The 19,506-nt window shown below is 63.5% G+C and carries 18 protein-coding genes and 1 pseudogene; 4 read left to right on the forward strand and 15 right to left on the reverse strand.

The annotated features are described in order from the left end of the window. Positions 1–5: 5 nt before the first annotated feature. Positions 6–716 carry a DUF6319 family protein gene (locus tag DFR67_RS01285; protein ID WP_110467601.1) on the reverse strand — a complete coding sequence of 237 codons (711 nt, stop codon included), beginning with the start codon at positions 714–716 and terminating at the stop codon, positions 6–8. A gap of 102 nt (positions 717–818) precedes the next feature. Here DFR67_RS01285 and DFR67_RS01290 point away from each other — a divergent pair, with 102 nt between their 5' ends. Then, on the forward strand, positions 819–1,283 hold the full coding sequence (locus DFR67_RS01290) for an SRPBCC family protein (RefSeq protein WP_110467602.1): 465 nt from the start codon (positions 819–821) through the stop codon (positions 1,281–1,283). Positions 1,284–1,477: 194 nt separating this feature from the next. Here the strand turns inward: DFR67_RS01290 and hpnE are convergent, their stop codons facing one another. From hpnE to DFR67_RS01305, 3 genes are all read right to left on the reverse strand, one after another. After that, positions 1,478–2,839, reverse strand: a complete 1,362-nt coding sequence (gene hpnE, locus DFR67_RS01295) for a hydroxysqualene dehydroxylase HpnE (protein WP_110467603.1) — start codon at positions 2,837–2,839, stop codon at positions 1,478–1,480. Between the two features lie 16 nt (positions 2,840–2,855). Further along, entirely contained in the window at positions 2,856–3,371 is a 516-nt protein-coding gene (locus DFR67_RS01300) for a DUF3995 domain-containing protein (RefSeq protein WP_110467604.1), read from the reverse strand. A 107-nt stretch (positions 3,372–3,478) separates the two neighbouring features. Continuing rightward, positions 3,479–4,963, reverse strand: coding sequence for a cryptochrome/photolyase family protein (locus DFR67_RS01305; RefSeq protein WP_110467605.1), 1,485 nt, complete (start codon positions 4,961–4,963; stop codon positions 3,479–3,481). An 85-nt stretch (positions 4,964–5,048) separates the two neighbouring features. Between DFR67_RS01305 and DFR67_RS01310 the strand changes: the two genes are divergently transcribed. Then, positions 5,049–5,501 carry a hypothetical protein gene (locus DFR67_RS01310; RefSeq protein WP_110467873.1) on the forward strand — a complete coding sequence of 151 codons (453 nt, stop codon included), beginning with the start codon at positions 5,049–5,051 and terminating at the stop codon, positions 5,499–5,501. Positions 5,502–5,551: 50 nt separating this feature from the next. Here DFR67_RS01310 and malQ read toward each other — a convergent pair whose 3' ends face one another. The 5 genes and pseudogenes from malQ to DFR67_RS01335 all read right to left on the reverse strand — a co-directional run bounded on the left by malQ (position 5,552) and on the right by DFR67_RS01335 (position 11,879). Beyond that, positions 5,552–7,762 carry a 4-alpha-glucanotransferase gene (malQ, locus tag DFR67_RS01315; protein WP_425451229.1) on the reverse strand — a complete coding sequence of 737 codons (2,211 nt, stop codon included), beginning with the start codon at positions 7,760–7,762 and terminating at the stop codon, positions 5,552–5,554. Then, positions 7,759–9,874 (reverse strand): annotated as a pseudogene (locus DFR67_RS31535) (xanthine dehydrogenase family protein molybdopterin-binding subunit). Before DFR67_RS31535 ends, malQ begins: the two are co-directional and overlap by 4 nt. After that, positions 9,871–10,869, reverse strand: a complete 999-nt coding sequence (locus tag DFR67_RS01325) for an FAD binding domain-containing protein (RefSeq protein WP_110467606.1) — start codon at positions 10,867–10,869, stop codon at positions 9,871–9,873. Before DFR67_RS01325 ends, DFR67_RS31535 begins: the two are co-directional and overlap by 4 nt. Beyond that, positions 10,866–11,471: a 2Fe-2S iron-sulfur cluster-binding protein gene (locus DFR67_RS01330; RefSeq protein ID WP_342766703.1), complete on the reverse strand. Its 606-nt coding sequence runs from the start codon at positions 11,469–11,471 to the stop codon at positions 10,866–10,868. Before DFR67_RS01330 ends, DFR67_RS01325 begins: the two co-directional genes overlap by 4 nt. Before the next feature lie 18 nt (positions 11,472–11,489). Further along, complete coding sequence (locus DFR67_RS01335) at positions 11,490–11,879, reverse strand: VOC family protein (protein ID WP_110467608.1); 390 nt, start codon at positions 11,877–11,879, stop codon at positions 11,490–11,492. A gap of 178 nt (positions 11,880–12,057) precedes the next feature. On the opposite strand from DFR67_RS01335, the gene DFR67_RS30150 reads away from it, so the two are divergent. After that, positions 12,058–12,264: a hypothetical protein gene (locus tag DFR67_RS30150; protein WP_146240344.1), complete on the forward strand. Its 207-nt coding sequence runs from the start codon at positions 12,058–12,060 to the stop codon at positions 12,262–12,264. A 6-nt stretch (positions 12,265–12,270) separates the two neighbouring features. Here DFR67_RS30150 and DFR67_RS01340 read toward each other — a convergent pair whose 3' ends face one another. After that, positions 12,271–13,659 carry a bifunctional phosphatase PAP2/diacylglycerol kinase family protein gene (locus tag DFR67_RS01340; RefSeq protein WP_245937647.1) on the reverse strand — a complete coding sequence of 463 codons (1,389 nt, stop codon included), beginning with the start codon at positions 13,657–13,659 and terminating at the stop codon, positions 12,271–12,273. A gap of 10 nt (positions 13,660–13,669) precedes the next feature. Continuing rightward, positions 13,670–14,203: a PaaI family thioesterase gene (locus tag DFR67_RS01345; RefSeq protein WP_110467610.1), complete on the reverse strand. Its 534-nt coding sequence runs from the start codon at positions 14,201–14,203 to the stop codon at positions 13,670–13,672. A 102-nt stretch (positions 14,204–14,305) separates the two neighbouring features. Between DFR67_RS01345 and DFR67_RS01350 the strand changes: the two genes are divergently transcribed. Next, on the forward strand, positions 14,306–14,938 hold the full coding sequence (locus DFR67_RS01350) for a TetR/AcrR family transcriptional regulator (protein WP_158539871.1): 633 nt from the start codon (positions 14,306–14,308) through the stop codon (positions 14,936–14,938). Position 14,939: 1 nt separating this feature from the next. Here DFR67_RS01350 and DFR67_RS01355 read toward each other — a convergent pair whose 3' ends face one another. The 4 genes from DFR67_RS01355 to DFR67_RS01370 form a co-directional block, all read right to left on the reverse strand. Next, entirely contained in the window at positions 14,940–15,794 is an 855-nt protein-coding gene (locus DFR67_RS01355) for an adenylate/guanylate cyclase domain-containing protein (protein ID WP_110467612.1), read from the reverse strand. Positions 15,795–15,852: 58 nt separating this feature from the next. Beyond that, the gene (locus tag DFR67_RS01360) at positions 15,853–17,091 is read right to left on the reverse strand and encodes a fatty acid desaturase family protein (RefSeq protein WP_110467613.1); all 1,239 of its coding nucleotides are present in this window, start codon (positions 17,089–17,091) and stop codon (positions 15,853–15,855) included. A gap of 12 nt (positions 17,092–17,103) precedes the next feature. After that, positions 17,104–18,213 carry a ferredoxin reductase gene (locus DFR67_RS01365; protein WP_110467614.1) on the reverse strand — a complete coding sequence of 370 codons (1,110 nt, stop codon included), beginning with the start codon at positions 18,211–18,213 and terminating at the stop codon, positions 17,104–17,106. Positions 18,214–18,347: 134 nt separating this feature from the next. Next, positions 18,348–19,463: a DUF475 domain-containing protein gene (locus DFR67_RS01370; RefSeq protein ID WP_084834870.1), complete on the reverse strand. Its 1,116-nt coding sequence runs from the start codon at positions 19,461–19,463 to the stop codon at positions 18,348–18,350. Positions 19,464–19,506: the final 43 nt, after the last annotated feature.

Consider the following 19,506-nt stretch of genomic DNA (forward strand, 5'->3'; position numbering starts at 1 on the left):
CGCCGTCAGCTGTCAGCTGCCTGTTCGTCAAGGTGCGCCAGCACCGCGCGTGCAGCCTCGAGCTCCTGACTGAGTTCGTCAATTCTCTTTTGGGTAGCGGCACGCGCCGACTCGATCACTGCCTCGACAGCAGTGATCGCCGCGTCGTCACCGAGCGCGTGCATCGCTCGTGCGACCCGGTCTGACGTGACCTCGGCGGGCTTGCCCTGCCGCTTGTTACCGTGCGCCACCGACACTGTCCAGGTGCTCTCGCCCACCGACGTGATGGTGACACTGACTGCTGCGGTCGGCGATTTGGTACGTCGCGCTGTTTTGGGCGGGGCGGGTTTCACATCTGTCGGAACCGTATTCGCAGGTTCTGGCTCGCGCTTCGGCATCGCCGAGACGGTTTTCAGAGGCCGAGTGGGAGCCGGCGGTGCAGGCGTCGTCTTGAGCGGGCGCTGACGCGCAGGAGCCGGGGCGGGTACCGGGGTCCGGGACTTCTGGAGTTCGTCGGCCTCGAACGGAAGCTGATCGTCGACACCTTTCGGGCTCACCATCACCGTCGACCCGTCGATGGCGATCACGCGTGCCGACGCTCCGGCTGCGAGATCGAGCGATGGCATCGGATCACGGAGGTAGACGGTGACCCGCTTGCCCGCGGCGAGTGCCGCGGACAGCGATTCCAATTCTTCGGGGGTCAATCCGGTCGGTTTACGCGAGTTCACGGTGACCATATTCGCACATGCGTGCGAATATTTTGCGATCGGCACGCGCTGTTTCCCGGCGCGCCACCAGGCAACATTGCCGAGCCGAGAATCTTTGTGCAGTGTGGAGCGATGAGCGAAAACACAAAAGTCACTGTCGAACGCACCATCGAGGCGCCCGTCGACGCGGTTTTCGACGTCCTCTCCAATCCTGAGCGCCACGTGGAGCTGGACGGGTCGGGATTCATCCGCAGCGTGGACCACGCCGATCGAATCCAAAAAGTCGGTGAAGTGTTCACCATGAACATGGAAGGCGACCACGTAGGCGGCGAGTACAAAACCGACAACCACGTGACGGGGTACGCCAAGGACAAGCTCCTGGCCTGGAAGACCGCACCCGCCGGCACGGAGCCCCCCGGGTGGGAATGGTTGTGGGAGCTCGAATCACAGGGGCCCAACGAGACCCTGGTTCGGCACACCTATGACTGGTCGAAGGTCACCGACAAGAAGCTGCTCGAACAGTTGAAGTTCCCGCTCGTCACCGAGACCCAGCTGACAGACACGCTCGGTCGTCTGGCTGCCGCAGCTACGTCCTGATCACGAACCTGGCCGTCACGAACGTGGCCGACCTCGATCGCTGCCGCAGCCACGTGTGCGTCGGCGATCGAGACGGCGAGCAGTGCCGTCGAGGGCTGCGTTGGTCAACCTCCGCAGAGCTGTCATGCCCGGCGGCACGCTGTATGTCGACACCGGGTCACCGTTGACTCCCATTGCTCTCGATTGAGGACGTGTCAGAGCCGAGCGTCGAAACGTCTGGCGTGTTCCAAGATTACTTCGACGGCGCGCGCTGCGCTTTGACACGCACCTTCCATTGTTGTGGTCCAGTCGGTCCGGGTCCAGTCGCCTGCCAATGCGAGCCCCTGGACAGAGGTGCGCTGATCTGGGCGAATACCAGCGGTTCCTGGTCGTTGGGCAAAGGTGGACTTCGGCATCCTGACGACATGACTGTGGACCACCTCGGCATGCGCGGCGCCGGGGAAGTACCTGCGCAGCTGATTCATCTGGATGTCGGTGATCTCGGTGTTCGTCTTGTTGGTCAGTTCATAGGCCGCCGACACAGTGGTGGAGTAAAGGTGATGCCGAGATGCGTCCCGTCCGTGCATGCGCTGACGATCCCAGACCTGCTCGAGGGTCCCTTCTCCACCCAAGAGAATCTCTCCCCAGTCGGCCATACCGATCGAGCGATCGAGGTACAAGTTGACACTCACTATGGGTACCGGCGTCAGTTGCTCGATTGCCGCATAGATTCGTTCGTGTTCGGGAACCTGATCGAGCAGTCCTCTCACGCTCCACACCGGCACGGCACAGATGACTGCGTCGGCCGAGACCCGTTCACCGTCGACGAGAGTGACCCCCACGACGGCGCCGCCGGCGACGTCGACCGCCGAAACAACTGCCCGATAACGGATATCGACGCCGGCGTCGGCGAACAGTTTCTCTGCGCCGTCGACGAACAGGGTGTTGAGGTCGACGGTCGGATACCCAATTGAGATCGGTGTCTTGGTCTCGCGCGCTCGTCGTATGCCGGTCACCAGCAAGTCGGCCGGGACCTTCGCCGACGTGATGTCGGGTTTGTCGCCAGTCAGTCCGATCACGATCCCGTCCCACAGCGCGTCGCGGGCCGACTGTGGCATCTTGATGCGCCGGAACCAGTCGTCTGCAGTAATGTCGTCGAGCCAGGCGGGCTGACGAATGGCCTGCCGGATCAGCGTGATCTGCGCCCGTGCCGTGCGCAATCGGTCGAGACCGGTGACGCCGGGAAGATCTCCGAACGCGGCCCGCAACCCGGCCACACCTCCGAACGCCGACACGCGGGTGCCGCCACCGGGCAGCCGAATGGTCATGTGCCCGGGAAACTCGACATATTTCCGGGTGCCGACGCTGTCCAGATACCGCATCAGGTGCTGATATCCGCTCGCGAAGACGTGCTGTCCATTGTCGGGCACGTCGTCGACTGCGGCGACCGGCATTGCGATGGTTCGGCCGCCCAACGACCCCCGTCGTTCCAGGAGCGTCACCCGATGGCCGGCTTCCGACAGCCATACCGCCGAGGCGAGTCCGGCCAGTCCCCCACCAACGACTACGCAATGCATGTGGCCACAGTAACGGTCAGTGCTGACCGAAGAGGCGGTTCGTTGGGGTCCTTCTGCGACTCGTCCATAGAGCGATCAACAAAGCGCCGCCCCAGATCAGGAACAGTGGGTCCCACGCGACGGCGTGACCGACCATCGTGGCGCGGTCATACCCTCCGTCAGGCGTGATCACCCCCGCCAGAACCGCCCAGGCCGACATCGTCGATAACCCGCCCCAGGCCACGAGAAGCACACCACCGGCCCAGCTGCACAACCGAATCGCCCGGTAACCGGAGCCTTTTTGCCTCTCGTTGAGAGCCGGGACGATCGCGGCAAAAGCTTTGAGAACGGCGAGCAGACCAAGCCCGACACCTGACCAGACCGGATGGTCGTCAACCAATTCTACTGCCCAGTCGCCAACCGACTCGAGTTGCCAGCGCCCGCCGATCGCCCAGTAGAGGCTCGCGGTGCCATGAAGTAGTCCCGCCACGGCAGCGGCGGCGAACCCAAGTGATGCAATCGGAATGTGCTGGCCCACTGGCTGACTCTGCATGACTATGACGGTACGAACAACGCCCGGCCTGCGCATCCAGGATATCCCTGAACGGGACCCTGACCTAGGTGGGAGCCGCTGGATCGATCCGTCCTGCGCTGAACGAGTCAGAATCGGTCGCGATCACGCTCTTGCTCGATCACCGCGTCGAGATCGCTGAGCCTGTTCATGTTGGACACCTGTCGGCGCGTTCGAACATTGTCTCCCAACAGCTTTTGGTGTTTGTGCGTGAAGAACCAGTACCCGGCGGTGAACGGACAGGCATCGTCGCCGAGACGTTTCTTGGGGTCGAACTCGCAGTCGCCACAGTGATCCGACATCTTGTTGATGTATGCGCCGCCGGATGTATACGGTTTCGACGCCATCAACCCGCCGTCTGCGTGCTGGCTCATCCCGACGACATTGACGGGCATCACCCATTCATACCCGTCGACGAAGTTGGCGGTGAACCAGGCTGTGAGCTCGGCTGGGTCATAACCTCGTTGCAGCGCATGGCTTCCCAGCACCATCAACCGTGGGATGTGATGGACCCATCCCCGGTCCCGAACACCGGACAGTGCATCGGAGAGGCACCGCGCGGTCACCGCATCGGCGTCCAAGTGTCGAAACCAGTCCGGAAGCGGCTCGGTCGCATCGAGCTCGTTGCTGGCGGTGTAGTCCGCGCCGAAATGCCAGTAGAGATGCCAGATGAACTCGCGCCAGCCGAGTATCTGGCGGATGAACCCTTCGGCGCTGGCCAGAGACACCCCGTCCTCCCGCGTTGCACGCTCCGCGGCGTGGACGACGTCGAGTGGGTCAAGGAGGGACAGGTTCAACGGGACGGACAGCAGCGAATGTGACATCGTCCAGTCGTCGCCCATGATGGCGTCCTCGTATGGGCCGAATGTCTCGAGGCGGTGGTCGATGAAGGTCCGCAGCGCCGCCTGGGCCTCTTCCGCTGTCACCGCGAACAGCCGCGGCCCATCGACGCCGGACCAGTCGGCGTTCAGAGCATCGAGATCCGTCCGAACCTGTTCGTCGATGGCGTCCTCGATCGGCCACCATGGCTTGTCCACTCCGAGCGTGCGTCGTTTGGGTGGGGGTTTGCGGTTCTCGTGGTCGTAGTTCCAGGTGCCACCGGTGGGCTGGTCACCGTCCATGAGTACGTCGAAACGTGTCCGCTGCTGCCGATAGAACGTCTCCATGCGGAAGGACGTGTGGGCTCCGGCCCACTGCTCGAAGTCCTCGCGAGGCAGCGCGAACGATGGATTGGGGAGGATTTCACTCACCAAGCCTTCGTTTGCGAGACGGTGGACGAAGGCGTGGGCGGCCCGAGACGTCGGCTCATGGACTGCGACCGGCCCAGGCAGTTCGCGGAGCACATCTCGGTAGCCCACGCCTCTGATGTACTGGGCGCGATCACCGAGTTCATCTGCCAAATGGCGCATCCCGGACAGCAGAAGGTGGGCCTTCTGCCGGTGACCATTTCGACGATGGATGGCGGCGGACGACTCGATGAGAACTACATCCCGCCCGGCGTTGTCCTCGGAGGAATGGATGTGCGGACCGAGCTGATCGGCGAAGAGCCACAACGGTGCTGGACTACGAGTCACCGTTCCAGGCTACGCACGTCACCCGATGACCACACCGCCCTCGACCGGGTGCATAGAGTTGCGTGCGGCTGGGTATTCCTGGCGAGTGTCAGATTTTCGTGAAGCCGAAGAACATGAGTCCGCATCGCTCGAGAAGCGACGTCCCGAGGGCGTCTCCGACGACACCGTGACCGCGGTCGGGAAACTGTCCGAAGCGCTGGAGTGTCTGGAGCGCGCACGCGGCCACCTCTACTCGTTCCATCAGATGATGGGTCACACCGACCTTCTCCTCGGGGACGCTGTGGACGAACTGCGGGAGGCGGGTCACGGCGAGGTCGCCGACGAACTGGAGAAGGAATTGGTCGGCCGCAACGTCCTCGAAGGACGTTGGACGTTTCAGATCGTCGAAGATTTCGACGACAACTACTGGGCGCCGTTCCGCGACCACGAGCGGCGTACCCGGGACAAGCTCCAAGGCGGAGTCAGGCATGTGTTCGAAGCCGAGATGAAGGAACGTCGGCGCACCGCTGGTAAGCGCCACCATGAAGCACGGCCCTGACGCCCGCGACGCGTGAGCAACCTGTTTAGAGCTCGTTCACCGCGGAGTCCTCATAGACCATCTTGATCGGCCACTGGCCGGCCGCCAACGGGGTTCGGGCGGAGGGCTTGCACCAACCTCGAGAACCTGGCGTTGTCGATGAGGTCTTCGACGGCGACCACTCTGCCCTCGCCGTCGGCCAGCGGAATGGACCAGTTCGAGTACTGGGTTTCGTCGGTTCCCGGCTGATTCTGTATCCGCCGCTCTCCCACGGCATCGGCCAGCGCAACCGACAACAAGATCGACGGACTGCGGGCGATGAGCGCATGCAGCGCATCAACGGTCTGTTCCTCGTCCGCGTCGTCCCCGAGTAACCGACGGTCGCGGGCCAATTGGAGGATCGCTTCGCGGTCGCGGGCATCATCTGCGCGTTCGATGGCTTCGTCTTGCTCGAGCAATCCGAGTTCTGCTCGCAACCGGATGTGTTCACCGGCCAGGTACCCGGCGGTCGGCGGTAGATCGTGCGTATTCACCGAGGTCAGACACAGGGTCCGGTATTCCTCCGGCGGGATCGGTGCGGACTCGCCGTGTTCGAACCAGAGAATCGATGTCCCCAGAACCCCACGCGCACTGAGGTAATCCTGAACGATGGGCTCGAAGACACCGAGATCTTCGCCGATGACGACGGCGCCGGCGCGTTGCGCCTCCAGTACCAAGATGCCGATCAGGGCTTCGTGATCAAACCGAACATAGGTGCCGGCGGCCGCAGATTCCCCCTCTGGAATCCACCACAGGCGGAAAAAGCCCAGAATGTGATCGATCCGTAGCCCACCTGCCCGGCGCAGGACCGTTCTGAGCATATCCCGGAACGGGACGTAACCCTGCTCCTCCAAACGCCATGGGTGCCAAGGCGGTTGATTCCACACCTGACCCTGCTGATTGAACGCATCGGGCGGAGCCCCCACCGACACACCGGTGGTGAGAGCATCGCCGAGCACCCATGCGTCGGCCCCACCTTGCTGCACCCCGACCGCGAGATCGTGAATGATCCCGATGCTCATACCCGCGTCGAGAGCGGCCTGCTGTGCGGACGCGAGCTGCTCGTCGCAGACCCACTGCAACCAACTGTAGAACGCGATCCGGTCTGCAAGCTTTATCTTCGATTCGGCGAGGCCACTGGGATCGCGTAGAGATTTACGCCATTTCGGGCTTGCTGCGCCGTACTTCTCGATCAGCGCGCACCATGTCGCGAACTCCTGCAGGCCGTTGCCTTGAGCGGTGAGGTACCGATCGAGGCTGCCGCGCCGGTGCGGGCTCAACGGGACGCGGAAGATGGTTTCGAGGACCTGAAGTTTCGCGCGGTACACGGAGTTTCGGCGAATTCGATTGGGGTCGGCGTTGTTCTTCGCGTATTTGGCCGCGTAGTCGTGCATCTGCCGGTGCGCGGTCTCCGGCAGCAGTGCCGCCTCGGGGATGTCCTCGACCCGGATGTAGAGCGGATTGACGAAGCGCCGGGTCGTCGGTAGGTACGGAGACCGCTCCAGTGGTGGTTGTGGCTGGGCGGCGTGCAGGGGATTCACCAACACGAAGTCGGCGCCGTGCACCGACCCCGCGATGTGGGCGATGTCTGACAGGTCGGCCAAGTCCCCGATCCCCCACGAACGGCGGGAGCGGATCGAATACAGCTGAGCAGCCAATCCCCAGCGCTGATCGGAAGCGAACTTGTCGGCGGTTGTCAGTCTCTTCGGTGTCACGACAAGCGAACAGAGCGCCGGTGTCGCGCCCTCGGGTTCGGCGTGTACTGAGTGCCATCCTGTGGGCAACGTCGGGGGCACCGCAAAGGTCGCCCGCCCGATCAGCACGCCGTCGAGCTCGCGTGGCTCCGTCCACACGTCCATTTGGTCCACTTCGACGCGGTCGCCCTGCTCCGTGGTGACCCACACTCGGACCTGTGTGTCGTGGACAACGTGTACCGGTATCTGGTGGTCCGACCCTTCGACGACGACCAGGACCGGCGGCAGCGTCCTGCGCCAGGGTTTTTCGTCCATGTCTTGCAAGGACTGCGCGATGCTGTCGGCGGTGTCGCACGGCACTCCCAGCGCGCCGAGAATGTGCTGCAAACTGGCCTCGGACACCTGTTTGCGCTCTTTGTCCCAGCCCTCGTATGACGTGGCGACACCACATCGGTCGGCAAGGATTTTCAGCTGCTCGGCGTATCCCACCACAGCGATGCTGCCAGGTTTGTCGGCGTTGTGCTCGCCCCGCTCCTCACTCGGCGTCATTCGCGTAGCGCTGGATCTATGAGAGTCTGCAATTTGTCTGGACGCACCGGCAGATCTCTGACTCTCACCCCACTTGCGTGGAACACCGCGTTGACGATCGCGGCCGCGGAACCGACATTCCCGATTTCGCCGATCCCCTTGCTACCCATCGGGTTCAGCTCGTTGTCTTCTTCGTCGATCCAAATCGCGTCGATGTTCCTGACGTCCGCATGCGCGGGCACGTGATAGTCGGCCATGTTCTCGTTCGCGAATCCGCCGTACTCGTGGTCGGGTACCCCCTCTTCGAGCAGCGCCATCCCGAGTCCGAAGGTCATGCCGCCGATGAACTGAGACCGGGCCAGTCGCGGGTTCAGTACCCGTCCGACTGCGAACACCCCGAGCATCTCGTCCACGGCCACTTCTCCGGTGTCGACGTCGACGCTCACCCGCGCGAATTGTGCGCCGAAGGCTTCACGCGGCATCTGCGATCGGGCCGCGAGTTCGTCTTCGGTGTCGGCAGTCACTTCGAGGACGGTCGTCGCTACACCGATTTGCTCGAGCTGGATGCGCAGTTCCCGGCACGCCTTGTCCACGGCAAAACCCCACGACGATGTGCCAGCTGAGCCGCCCGCGCCGGGAGCCGTCGGCAATGAACTGTCGCCGAGGTGTAGGCGAACCGTCGAGTACGGTGCCTCGAGCGCATCAGCGGCTATCTGCGCGAGGACCGTGCGCGCGCCGGTACCGATGTCCGATGCGGCTATCGACACGTCGAAGCTGCCATCGCTGTTCGCACGGGCCCGCGCTGTACTGGGCGAGGTGAGGGTGGGATACGAGGCGAGAGCGACGCCGGTGCCCCACAGCTTCCGTCCGATCCGGGTTGCCGCGGGCTTCGGGTTGCGCTTATGCCAACCGAACTTCTCCGCCCCCACCCGGAGCGCCCGTACCACGTTGCGCGAACTGAACGGCGTGCCTGTCGCGGGGTCCGCGTCGGGTTCGTTGATCAGACGAAGTTCGATCGGATCCATCCCGAGCTCGTAGGCGAGCTCGTCCATGGCGCATTCGAGCGCGTGGATACCCGGCGACTCACCAGGTGCACGCATCCACCTCGGGGTCGAAACATCTAGCGCGGCAACCTGATGCGTGGTTCTACTGTGGTCCGACCGGTAGATGTGTCGGGTTCCCTCGGCCGTCTGCTCGACGAACTCGACGATCTTGGAGGTCTGTTGCACGGTGTCGTGGCAGACGACCGACAGTCGCCCCTGCGAATCGGCGCCCAGTGCCAGACGTGAAAAGGTCGGGGTTCGGTAACCGACAAAAGTAAACGTGGCCGACCGTGGGAGGACGACGCGGACCGTACCCTGCAGGTGCTTGGCCGCCATCACAGCCAGTACTGCGTTCGGCCGGGTGCTCCCCTTCCCCCCCGAAACCGCCGCCAACGTGTTCGGCGATCACTCGAACCCGTTCGGGTTTCAGACCGAAGAGCGTCGCGAGGTCCCCCTGTACCCCGGAAGGTGCCTGGGTGGAGTCCCAGACCGTCACCTCGGCACCGCCGTCGTTGCGATGCCATCGGGCGACGGACGCGTGCGGCTCCATCGCATTGTTGTGCATGGCCGGAGTGGAATACCAGTGGTCGACAACGTGTGTGGCGTCGGACAGTGCCTGCTCGGGATCACCGCGTTTGGCGTCGGCCGGAAAGCCGGCATTGACCTCGTCGGGCGTGTAGTTGTTCGGATGATCTCGCTGCAGTGCGTTGTCGAAGTCGGGTGCGCGCTCATAGCTGATGTCGAGCCCCGCTGCGGCCGCCTGAGCGGTCTCGGCGGAAGTGGCGATGACCGCGGCGACGATCTGACCACGGTAGTGCACCTCGGCTGACTGCAAGATCAGCAATTCGGCGTCGTCGATCTGCTCCAGCGTCGGCGCGTTCTGATGCCACAACACCGCGAGGACGCCGGGCCGCGACAGTGCCGACTCGACGTCGACGGCGACGACGCGACCGCGGTTGATCTGTGCGCCGACGTGGTGACAATGGGCAACGCCGTCTTCTGCCGGCCGTTGATCTGCGGCGTAGGCGGCTGCTCCCCGGACCTTGTCGTCGCTCTCGAGTCGACGATGCGGCACGCCGAGGGCGGTCATCGCTTCGCCTCTTCATCATCTGCGAGCTCGACCAGGGTCTGCGTCACGAGCGAACGGACCATCGGGATCTTGAACCCGTTGTCTGACAGCGCCTGAGCAGTTTGCAGTTCCAGGTCGATGGCGGCAGCGAATTCCGAACGGTTGGCTGTTCGGCCGATCAGCCGCTCCTCCGCGGCGCGCGCTCGCCACGGTTTGTGGGCGACACCGCCGAGCGCGATACGAACTGCTGAGACCGCACCGTTCTGGACCTCGAGGACTGCTGCCACCGAGACCAGAGCAAATGCGAAAGACGCACGATCGCGGACTTTTCGATAGGTCGACGACCTGGCTGCCGGCAGCTGGGGCACGGTGACCGAGACGACGAGATCGTCGCGCTCGAGGATGGTGTCCAATTCAGGGTGATCACCGGGGAGTCGGTACAGGGCGTCGAATGGGACGAATCGCTGCCCCGCCGGTCCGAGCACTTCGAGTTGCGGTTCGAGGACGGCCAGCGCTACCGCCATGTCAGAGGGATGGGTCGCAACACACTGCGGTGAAGCGCCGAGTATCGCCATATCCCTGTTGACCCCGGTGACGGCAGAACAACCCGATCCGGGCTCGCGCTTGTTGCACGCCTTGCCGGTGTCCATGAAGTACGGGCACCGTGTGCGCTGGAAAAGGTTGCCGCCGGTTGTCGCCATGTTCCGCAACTGTCCGGAGGCTCCGGCGAGTAGTGCTTGCGACAGCACCGGATACCGCGTCCGTACGACCGGGTTGGCGGCGAGATCGCTGTTGCGGACATTTGCGCCGATCTGCAATTCACCAGACTCGGCGAGTTGCACCTGATCAAGGGGCAGAGCACCGATATCGATCAGGGTGTCGGGGGTGCACACGCCGAGCTTCATCAGGTCGACGAGGTTGGTGCCGCCCGCCAGGATTGTCGAGTCAGGGTCTGCGCCGAGGCGCTCGACCGCGGTATCCACGCTGTCCGGAGCCACATAGTCGAAGGTCTTCATGACTTTTCCTCACCGGCTGCGACATCGCCTGCAACACTGCGAACCGCTGCCAGGATGTTCACGTACGCACCGCATCGACAAATATTGCCGCTCAAGCGCTCCCGTATCTCGTCGTCGTCGAGTACGCCGTTGTGCGGCTCGCTGACGTCTGCGGTTGCGGAGCTCGGCCATCCATGTTTGGCCTCGTCGAGCATGCCCACCGCCGAGCAGATCTGTCCGGGAGTGCAGAAGCCGCACTGGAACCCGTCATGATCGACGAACGCCTGCTGCATCGTCGCCCCGGAAGGGACTTCATCGATTCCCTCGATCGTCGTGATCCGGCGATTCTGAGCAGACACGGCCAACATCAGGCAGCTGACCACCCGACGGTCATCGACGAGCACGGTGCAGGCACCACACTGCCCGCGATCACAACCCTTTTTCGATCCCGTCAGCCCCAGATGGTCCCTCAGGGCGTCCAATAGCGTTGTCCGGGGATCACATTCGATATCGAAGTGATCTCCGTTGACCTGCAATCCGATCGCTCGAACAGGGGCGGAGCGCACAGCGACAGGTCTCGATGAGGGCTGGTCATCCATACGTCCGAAATACCCAACCGGCATCAGCGGCAAACCAGAGGGTCAGGCAGGTGTCCTACCATCACGACGCAGAGGATGATCGTCTGGAATCTCTACGAAGATGATCTCGGTACCGTCGGGATCTGCCGTGTGCATTTCGATGAGCCCCCAGGGTTCGGTCCTCGCCCCGCGCGTGATCGTGACCCCTGCTGTGCCTAGTTCCCGTTCGGTCAGGGCGATGTCTCGCACCTGCAGCCATAGGACGCTGGTACTCGGTGGTGATCCATCGGTACCCATGTGCGCGGCGACCTCGATCAGCGCTGCGCCGGCGAAGAAGACGGTTCCACCGGGATACTCGCGTGCGACTGCCAACCCGAGTTGATCGCGATAGAAGCGAGTCGTCGCCTCCGGATCTGATGGACGCAGAATTATCCGACCGCTGAGAACCTCCATACGTCTTGTCTACCCGACATGCCGGCTCGAAACGGACACTGGCCAACTGTGTCGCGGACGTATCTGCGCCTGATCGCGCGTCAACCGAGGCCCAGCCCTGGTAAGCATGAAGCAGAGCGCCCGATGCAGACCGCTGTCCGCGCTCCACGCAGTCACCCTGAAGGTGAGGAGATCGATCATGGGACAACCGATTCCGGCCCCAGAACGCCCAGAACCACCGGGCACCGAGCCCACCATTCCGCCCGTGCCCGAGCCTGAACCGGTTCCGTCACCCCATCCGACGCCGGAGCCCCCACCCGCACCGGGGCCTGAGCATCCGACACCCGACCCGGCGTTTCCGGAGCCGTCGCCGCCGGAGCCCAGTCCCGGGCCGACGGTCATCTGAAGCTGTTCAGCGATAGACCGTCAGCCGCTGCTCATCGACCTCGAGTACGACACTGTCCACAGGTCCGGTGACTTCGCCATCGTGTGCGGTGAGCAGCGGCCCGGATGCGCTGGCGATCTCCAGCCGAGCGGCTTGCACTGAACCGAGGACCCTGGATCGCTCGACGGTGCCGAACAGCGACGCGATGATTGCCGTGGTGCGGCCCAGTCTCCTGTCGGCGCGTAGGTATTGCAGGTCCAGGACGCCGTCGGCCAGGTCGGAGCGTCGCGCCGGGCTCAACCCGCGGGGACGGTACACGCCGTTGCCGACGAATACTGCCCAGACCGAACGGTGCTGTCCGTTGATGACGAGGTCCACCGGCTTGCGACCCTTGACCGCCCGATACAGCGCAAACGCTGCGGCGGGCCATTTTCCGATGCGATGCTCGAGTCGGTCACGCAGCCGAACCATCTCCGGGTAGCCACCGAGACCTGCAGTGTTGAGAAATACCCGGCCATCGATCCGGCCGACGTCGACAGTGCCCGCCGTGCCCGTGGTCACGGCTCGTGCGGTGTCTGCGTAGGTTTCCAAGTTGAGCGATCGGGCGAAGTGGTTGAGGGTCCCCGCCGGGAACACGGCCAACGGCACTCCCCTGTCGAGCGCGAGCTGCGCGACCGTTGCGACAGTGCCGTCTCCGCCTGCGACACCCAACGCGCGAAATCGGTCGGGTACTTGTTCCGCCAGTGGCCGGTCCACATCCCACTGCACGATGGTCGCACCGGGCAGCGCAGTGGCGATGGCCGCAGGAGCGTCGGCGGCTGACCCGGACTGCGCGTTGACGACAACCACGAGACCTTCGCCGTATGTGAGGGCCGGAGCAGAACCGGGGGCGGTTTCAGCCGCGCGAAGCGGCGTTGCCGGCCACAGGAAGTGGCCTGCGAGGGCCACCGCCGTGCCGACGGCTGCTCCGGCCACAACGTCCGTTCGGTAGTGCACGCCGACGTACACCCGGGAATACGCGACGGCGGCAGCTAGGGGGGCGAGTGCTATCGCGGTGCGCGGTCGCTCCATCGCAGCCCCCACTGCGAATGCGGCGGCCGAGGCACTGTGGCCGCTGGGAAAAGACGATGTCCAGGGCATCCTCGGCAGCTGTCGATGGGGATGCAACAGGTCTGCGGGAGGACGGCTGCGTCCGACCAACGGCTTGATCACGGAATTGGACAGCAGGCTGGCGCCGGCGAGCGACCCCAACCCGCGGGCGGCTGCGCGACGGTGCCTTTTGCCCGACACTGCCAGGACACCTGCGACCGCGAACCACAATTTCCCGTGGTTGGCCGACAGTGTCAGATTGCGCATCACCGGCTCGGTCCAACCTCGGTTGCCGGAAAGACGACGCGGTAACTCGGGAGAGTGCACCTTACGAAGTCTAGGGTCTCTCGCGGACCGGGCGCCCTTGACCGGCAGGGTCGACTCGACCGGGCTGATGGATGATGCAGGTGGTGGTGCCGTGCGCGATCAACTTGTCCTGTTCGTCCCGGATCTCGCCCTCGGCGGTCGCTGTCCGACGTCCCACGTGAATGGTTCTGCCGGAACCGATGATTCGGCGCCCGTCGGTCGGGACGGAACGAATGTAGTTGACTTTGAGTTCAAGTGTCCCGTAGCCGACGCCGGCACCGAGGGTCGTGTGCACAGCGCAACCCATCACCGAATCGAGCAGCGTTGCACAGATGCCGCCGTGCAGTGACCCGATCGGATTGGTCATGTCCGGCCGCGCACGCAGGCTGAAGACGACGTGGCCCTCATCCAGCGAGTCGACGTCCATGCCCACGAGCTGCGCGATGTTCGGTGGCCGTTCCGCTAGCCCTGTCATGTACCGCAGGACTTCCAAGCCGGTCATGTCGCCGATCGAGATCTGATCCGGCGAGTCGGCTGTGCCCTGTTCGGTGAGTGGCCCCGTCATGAGGCTCCTTCCTGGTAGCGTTGTGGACCAAATGGTCCATGAGCGGGAGCGTAACACGGCGATGGACCGATTGGTCTACACAGCGCGCGAAAAGAGGGGCACGTGACAGCTGACAAATCGAATGAGGAGTTGCCGAATCAGGAGTTGCCGTTACAGGAGTTCGACGCATCAGCGGGACCTCGTGACCGTCTGATCTCGACCGCAATAGATCTGGTGCGGCGGCGCGGTGTCTTCGCGACGAGTGTCGCCGACCTACTTGGTCGAAGTGGTGCGGCGCGAAATTCGATCTATCAGCACTTCCCCAACGGAAAGTCCGGACTGATCGCAACAGCCACCGCCGAATCCGGCGACCAGATGACTGCGTTCATAGAGCATCTGACGACCACCAGAGCGCCACTGGACGCCGTTGACGCTCTGGTGAAGTGGTGGAAGCGCGAGCTCGAGAACAGCAATTTTGCTCTCGGTTGCCCGGTGGCGGCGGCCGCCATGGCCGGACCCGACGAGCCGGAGATCGCGGCTACCGCCAACGTCGCTTTCGATGCTTGGCGCCGATTGGTCTCCGATGCCGCACGCAGTGGCGGACTGTCCACGCCCGACGCGGAGAGCTTCGCTCTGTTCGTCGTGAATGCGGTAGAGGGCGCGATCATCCAATGCCGTAGCCAACGTGACGTCGAGTCACTCGATGTTGCCGCCGCGCAGCTCAAGATCCTCTATAGGGCGTTGCAGCAGCCCTGAGTCACACTGTCGGCTGATCGAGCTCGCCAGGTGCGCCGTCATAGCGCGGCAACACCGCGAACACAACAAGATCCTTGGGAGTGCCTTTTGCTCGAAACCGTCTGCGGCGCTTTATGTATTTGGTCTCGTCCGTCGCCGCCAAGGTCGCCTCGGTCACCAGCACCTCCCCCGCCGACGCCGCGTCGGCGACTCTGGCGGCGATGTTGACATCGACCCCGAGATAGTCGTCGCCGACCTGCCGTGGCTCCCCGGTGTGCAAGCCGGCCCGCAGGGCGGGGCGATAGCCGTCGATGGTGATGGCCGACACCGCCACACCAGCTTCATGCGCGGCCTCGATGGCGACTGCGCCGTCCCGGAAGACCGCCATCAGTCCATCACCCAGGTGCTTGGTCACCGAGCCACCACGCCTGTTGATGATCTCGGTGCTCGACTCGTTGACCTGCCGAAGGAGCTCGAGCACGGCGTCGTCCCCGGCTCCCAAGGCCCAGGTGGAGAAGCCGACCAGATCGGTGAACAGGATGGTCACGGGTCCGCCGACCTCGGGAACGTCGCTGCGCCGGCGGGTCACCAGCGCTTGCCACGACTCGACTGCGGCGAGCGCCAGTTCCCGCACTGCACTGGGCCTTTCACCGCGGGCCTGCGCGATCAGGCCCGCGATGCGTTCGGAGTGTCGCAGGCGATCGGGATCGATGTCGGGGCGAGCCCCGGGAGCCACTCGGCGGGCTGCGCGCGCTACGCGAACCAGCCCCTCGCTGCCATCCGCGCGAACCAGGAAATCACCGATCCTGCCGGCGCCCCGGCGGACCTGTTCTGATCCCCTGGAGAGATCGCTGTCGCCATCGTTGATCTTGCTCATCGGTGAAAGTCTATGCGGACCGTCTTGATCAGAACGACGAGATCCATGCGTGATGAACTCAGGCCGCCTTCACCTTCGAGTCGCGGAGCTCCTTCAGTGCCGTGCGCAGACCTCGCCGTTTACCGGACTCCGGATCCGCACCGAAACTCGACTGCACACCATCTCGAATGTTGAACCGAAGTTCGGATGCCGTCTCAGGTGCATCGTCGCTGCTCGCCGAGAGAAGTGCGTTCGGCAGGGCCAATTTCGCGATCGTCCGGAAGGTCAGCATGTACTGATGCCAGATCGTGCCGGTGGTGTACGGGAGGTCATACTTCTCGCACAGCTCACGGACACGGACACCGATCTCCTCGTACCGGTTGCTCGGCAGATCCGGGAACAGGTGGTGTTCGATCTGGTGGCTGAGGTTGCCCGACATGAAACGCATCAGCCTGCCGGCGCGGAAGTTTGCCGAACCCAGCATCTGCCGCAGGTACCAGCGAGCCTGATCCTCGGTCTCGTACTCTTCTTTCGTGAACTTCTCGGCCCCGTCCGGGAAGTGACCACAGAAGATCACCGCATACGTCCAGTAGTTGCGGATGAAGTTCGCCGTGACATTGGCCGTCAGGGTGTGCTTCCAGTTGGGGCCGGACAGCGCGGGGAAGATCAGATAGTCCTTCGCGGCCTGCTTACCCACCTTGCGACCGATGATGCGGAGGTCCTTGGCGACCTCTCCGAGGCTCTTCTCCCCTTTGCGGACCTTTTCGGTCTCGACGTGGTGCAGCGCGACCCCGTACTCGAAGAACGTGCCCAGGGTGAGATTGAAGATCGGGTTTCCGAGGTTCCACCATTCCCACGGCTGGTCGCGCGTCACCCGGAGGATTCCGTAGCCCACGTCGTCGTCCATTCCGACGATGTTCGTGTACTTGTGATGAATGAAGTTGTGGGAGTGCTTCCACTGACTGCTCGGGCAGGTGGTGTCCCACTCCCATGACGACGAGTGGATCTCGGGGTCATTCATCCAGTCCCACTGCCCGTGCATCACGTTGTGCCCGAGTTCCATGTTCTCGATGATCTTCGCCAGACCGAGCATCACCGTTCCGGCGACCCACGCGGGCTTCTTGTGGCTCGCGAACAACACCGCACGACCACCCGCGGCGAGACTGCGCTGAATCGTGATCGCCCGGCGGATGTAGCGGGCATCCTCTTCGCCCCGCGATTCTTCGATATCACGCCGGATGGCGTCGAACTCTTTGCCGAGCGCTTCGACGTCGGCTTCGGTCAGGTGTGCGTACAGGTCTATATCAGTGATCGCCACTATGTGTTCCTCCTAGAGGTCGAGTGTGCATTCGCCAGACACGGTGCTGATACACGTCTGGATTCGATCTCCTTCTCGGCGCTCGTCCCCCGAGCGCAGGTCTCGAACGTAGCCCGCGGACAGCGGTACGACGCACGATTGACAAATGCCCATTCGGCAGCCGAACGGCATCTGGATGCCCAAGTCCTCGCCGGCTTCCAAGAGCGTTGTCGCACCGTCGATCTCTGCCGACTTACCCGTCTTGCTGAACGTGACGGTGCCGCCTTCGCCGCCCTTGTCGGTGCGGGCGATCGCAAACCGCTCGATGTGCAAGCTCTCATGCAGCCCGGCCTTTTCCCAGACCTGTTCGGCTACGTCGAGCATCTCGACCGGCCCGCAGGCCCAGCACTCCCGTTCCTGCCAGTCCGGTACGACAGACCCCAGATCGTGGAGGTCGATCTTGCCGTCCTCCCTGGTGAACTGCATCTCCAGATGGTACGAGGGCGACTCCTCCTGTAGCGCAACCAGTTCGTCGTGAAAAATGACGGATTCGCGGTTCGGCGCCGAGTGCAGATGCACCACATCTGGCATATCGCCGCGAGAACGCAGACCGCGCAACATCGCCATCACGGGCGTGACGCCGGAACCGGCGGTCACGAACAGCACTTTTTTCGGAGGCGGACTGGGCAGTGAGAAGTCGCCTTTGGGCGCCGCCAGACGGATGACCGTTCCCGGCAGCACACCGTCTACGAGGTGACTGGACAAGAACCCGTCCGGATTCGCCTTCACGGTCACCGAGATGACTTTGTCGTCACCCGCGATTGACGTCAGTGAGTACGACCGCCAGTGCCATCGGCCCTCCACCTGCAAGCCGATCCCGACGTACTGCCCAGGACGATAGCGATGGCTGAAACCCCAGCCGGTCTCGATGTCCACGGTGGCCGTGTCATCGGTTTCCTTGCGCACTGCCACGATGCGTCCACGTAGCTCGCGGGCGGACCACAGCGGGTTGAGCAGGTGGAGATAGTCGTCGGGCAGCAGTGGGGTCGTAGCGCGCGCCACCAGCCCTCTGAGCACATTGATCTGAGGTTTGGTCGCTTCCACCCCGGCGGCGGGGCGCTTACTCCACTTCAGCAGGTCCACAAACACTCCGCTCCTTGTTCACCGCTGTGATGACGCCCAGAGGGGCGCCACCACAGCCGTGCATGTGGATTCGAGTGTACACATGTACACCGCAGCGTCAGTGGAGTTCGCCGGGTGCGATCTTGGCGGGCGAACTACTTCGCGGGGAGCGAGTCCTTCTCGGACGAAGCGCTGCCTGCTGCGGCAGCTTCCCTGCGATTGGCCACGATGCTCGAGAGTGCGGCCGCACCGATGAACGCCACGCCGACGAGACCGGTGATGATCTCGTTGATGTGCCACTTGATCGAGAAGAACAAGATGGCCGCCAGAGCGCCGATTGCCCAGTGTGCGCCGTGCTCGAGATACCGGTATTCGTTGAGCGTCCCGGCTCGCACCAGGTAGACCGTGATGGACCGGACGAACATGGCGCCGATGAACCCGAGACCCAGAGCGATGATGATCGGGTCCGCTGTGATCGCGAAGGCACCGATGACACCGTCGAACGAGAACGACGCGTCGAGCACCTCGAGGTAGAGAAACAGGAAGAACCCGGCCTTGCCGGTCGCTTTCGCCAAGGTGGACGGGCCGCCCGACTTGACCGCTTCCTCGTGCTCCGCGGTGAGTTCTTCGGTGTGGAAAAGCTGTCCGAGACCATTGACCGTGATGTAGGTGATGATGCCGAGCACACCGGCGACCATGACGGTCGAGATGTGGTCGTCGTCGGCGAGGAACTCGGCGATCAGTACCAGGCTGCCGCCGGCGATGACAACAGCGAGCTGGTCGAGCTTTCCGATGACGGCAAGTGGCTTCTCCAGCCACGTCAACCACTTGATCTCGTTGTCTTCCAAGATGAAGTTGAGGAAGAGCATGAAGAGGAACATCCCGCCGAATGCGGCGATCTGCGGGTGCGCAGCAGTGAGGATTTCTTCATACGACTGCTGCCCGGAACCCTCTTCTGGCACATTCATCGCGAGGTCGAAGGCCTCCACCGGATTGAGTCCGGCCGTGACCCACACGATGAGGAGTGGGAACAGCAGCCGCATTCCGAAGACGGCGATGAGGATACCGATGGTGAGGAAGATCTTCTGCCAGAACTCACTCATCTTCTCGAGGACGGTCGCGTTGATGACCGCGTTGTCGAACGAGAGTGACACCTCGAGGATGCCGAGGATGGCGCACAGAGCAAGCGCAGTCCACCCGCCATACAGGTACGCAACGCCCAGCGAGACGATCGTTACAGCGATCGAAATGCCGAATACGCGGATGACCACTCGTGCTCCTTAGTTTTCGGGCCAGTGACAGCACTATCGCGGA

The organism is Williamsia limnetica (genome assembly GCF_003217475.1).
Lineage (GTDB): Bacteria > Actinomycetota > Actinomycetes > Mycobacteriales > Mycobacteriaceae > Williamsia > Williamsia limnetica.

Coding starts and splice junctions, on each gene's coding strand:
- DFR67_RS01285 (WP_110467601.1), bottom strand. CDS start 716: ATGGTCACCGTGAACTCGCGTAAACCGACCGGATTGACCCCCGAAGAA.
- DFR67_RS01290 (WP_110467602.1), top strand. CDS start 819: ATGAGCGAAAACACAAAAGTCACTGTCGAACGCACCATCGAGGCGCCC.
- hpnE (WP_110467603.1), bottom strand. CDS start 2,839: ATGCATTGCGTAGTCGTTGGTGGGGGACTGGCCGGACTCGCCTCGGCG.
- DFR67_RS01300 (WP_110467604.1), bottom strand. CDS start 3,371: ATGCAGAGTCAGCCAGTGGGCCAGCACATTCCGATTGCATCACTTGGG.
- malQ (WP_425451229.1), bottom strand. CDS start 7,762: ATGACGCCGAGTGAGGAGCGGGGCGAGCACAACGCCGACAAACCTGGC.
- DFR67_RS01325 (WP_110467606.1), bottom strand. CDS start 10,869: ATGAAGACCTTCGACTATGTGGCTCCGGACAGCGTGGATACCGCGGTC.
- DFR67_RS01330 (WP_342766703.1), bottom strand. CDS start 11,471: ATGCCGGTTGGGTATTTCGGACGTATGGATGACCAGCCCTCATCGAGA.
- DFR67_RS01335 (WP_110467608.1), bottom strand. CDS start 11,879: ATGGAGGTTCTCAGCGGTCGGATAATTCTGCGTCCATCAGATCCGGAG.
- DFR67_RS30150 (WP_146240344.1), top strand. CDS start 12,058: ATGGGACAACCGATTCCGGCCCCAGAACGCCCAGAACCACCGGGCACC.
- DFR67_RS01345 (WP_110467610.1), bottom strand. CDS start 14,203: ATGACGGGGCCACTCACCGAACAGGGCACAGCCGACTCGCCGGATCAG.
- DFR67_RS01355 (WP_110467612.1), bottom strand. CDS start 15,794: ATGAGCAAGATCAACGATGGCGACAGCGATCTCTCCAGGGGATCAGAA.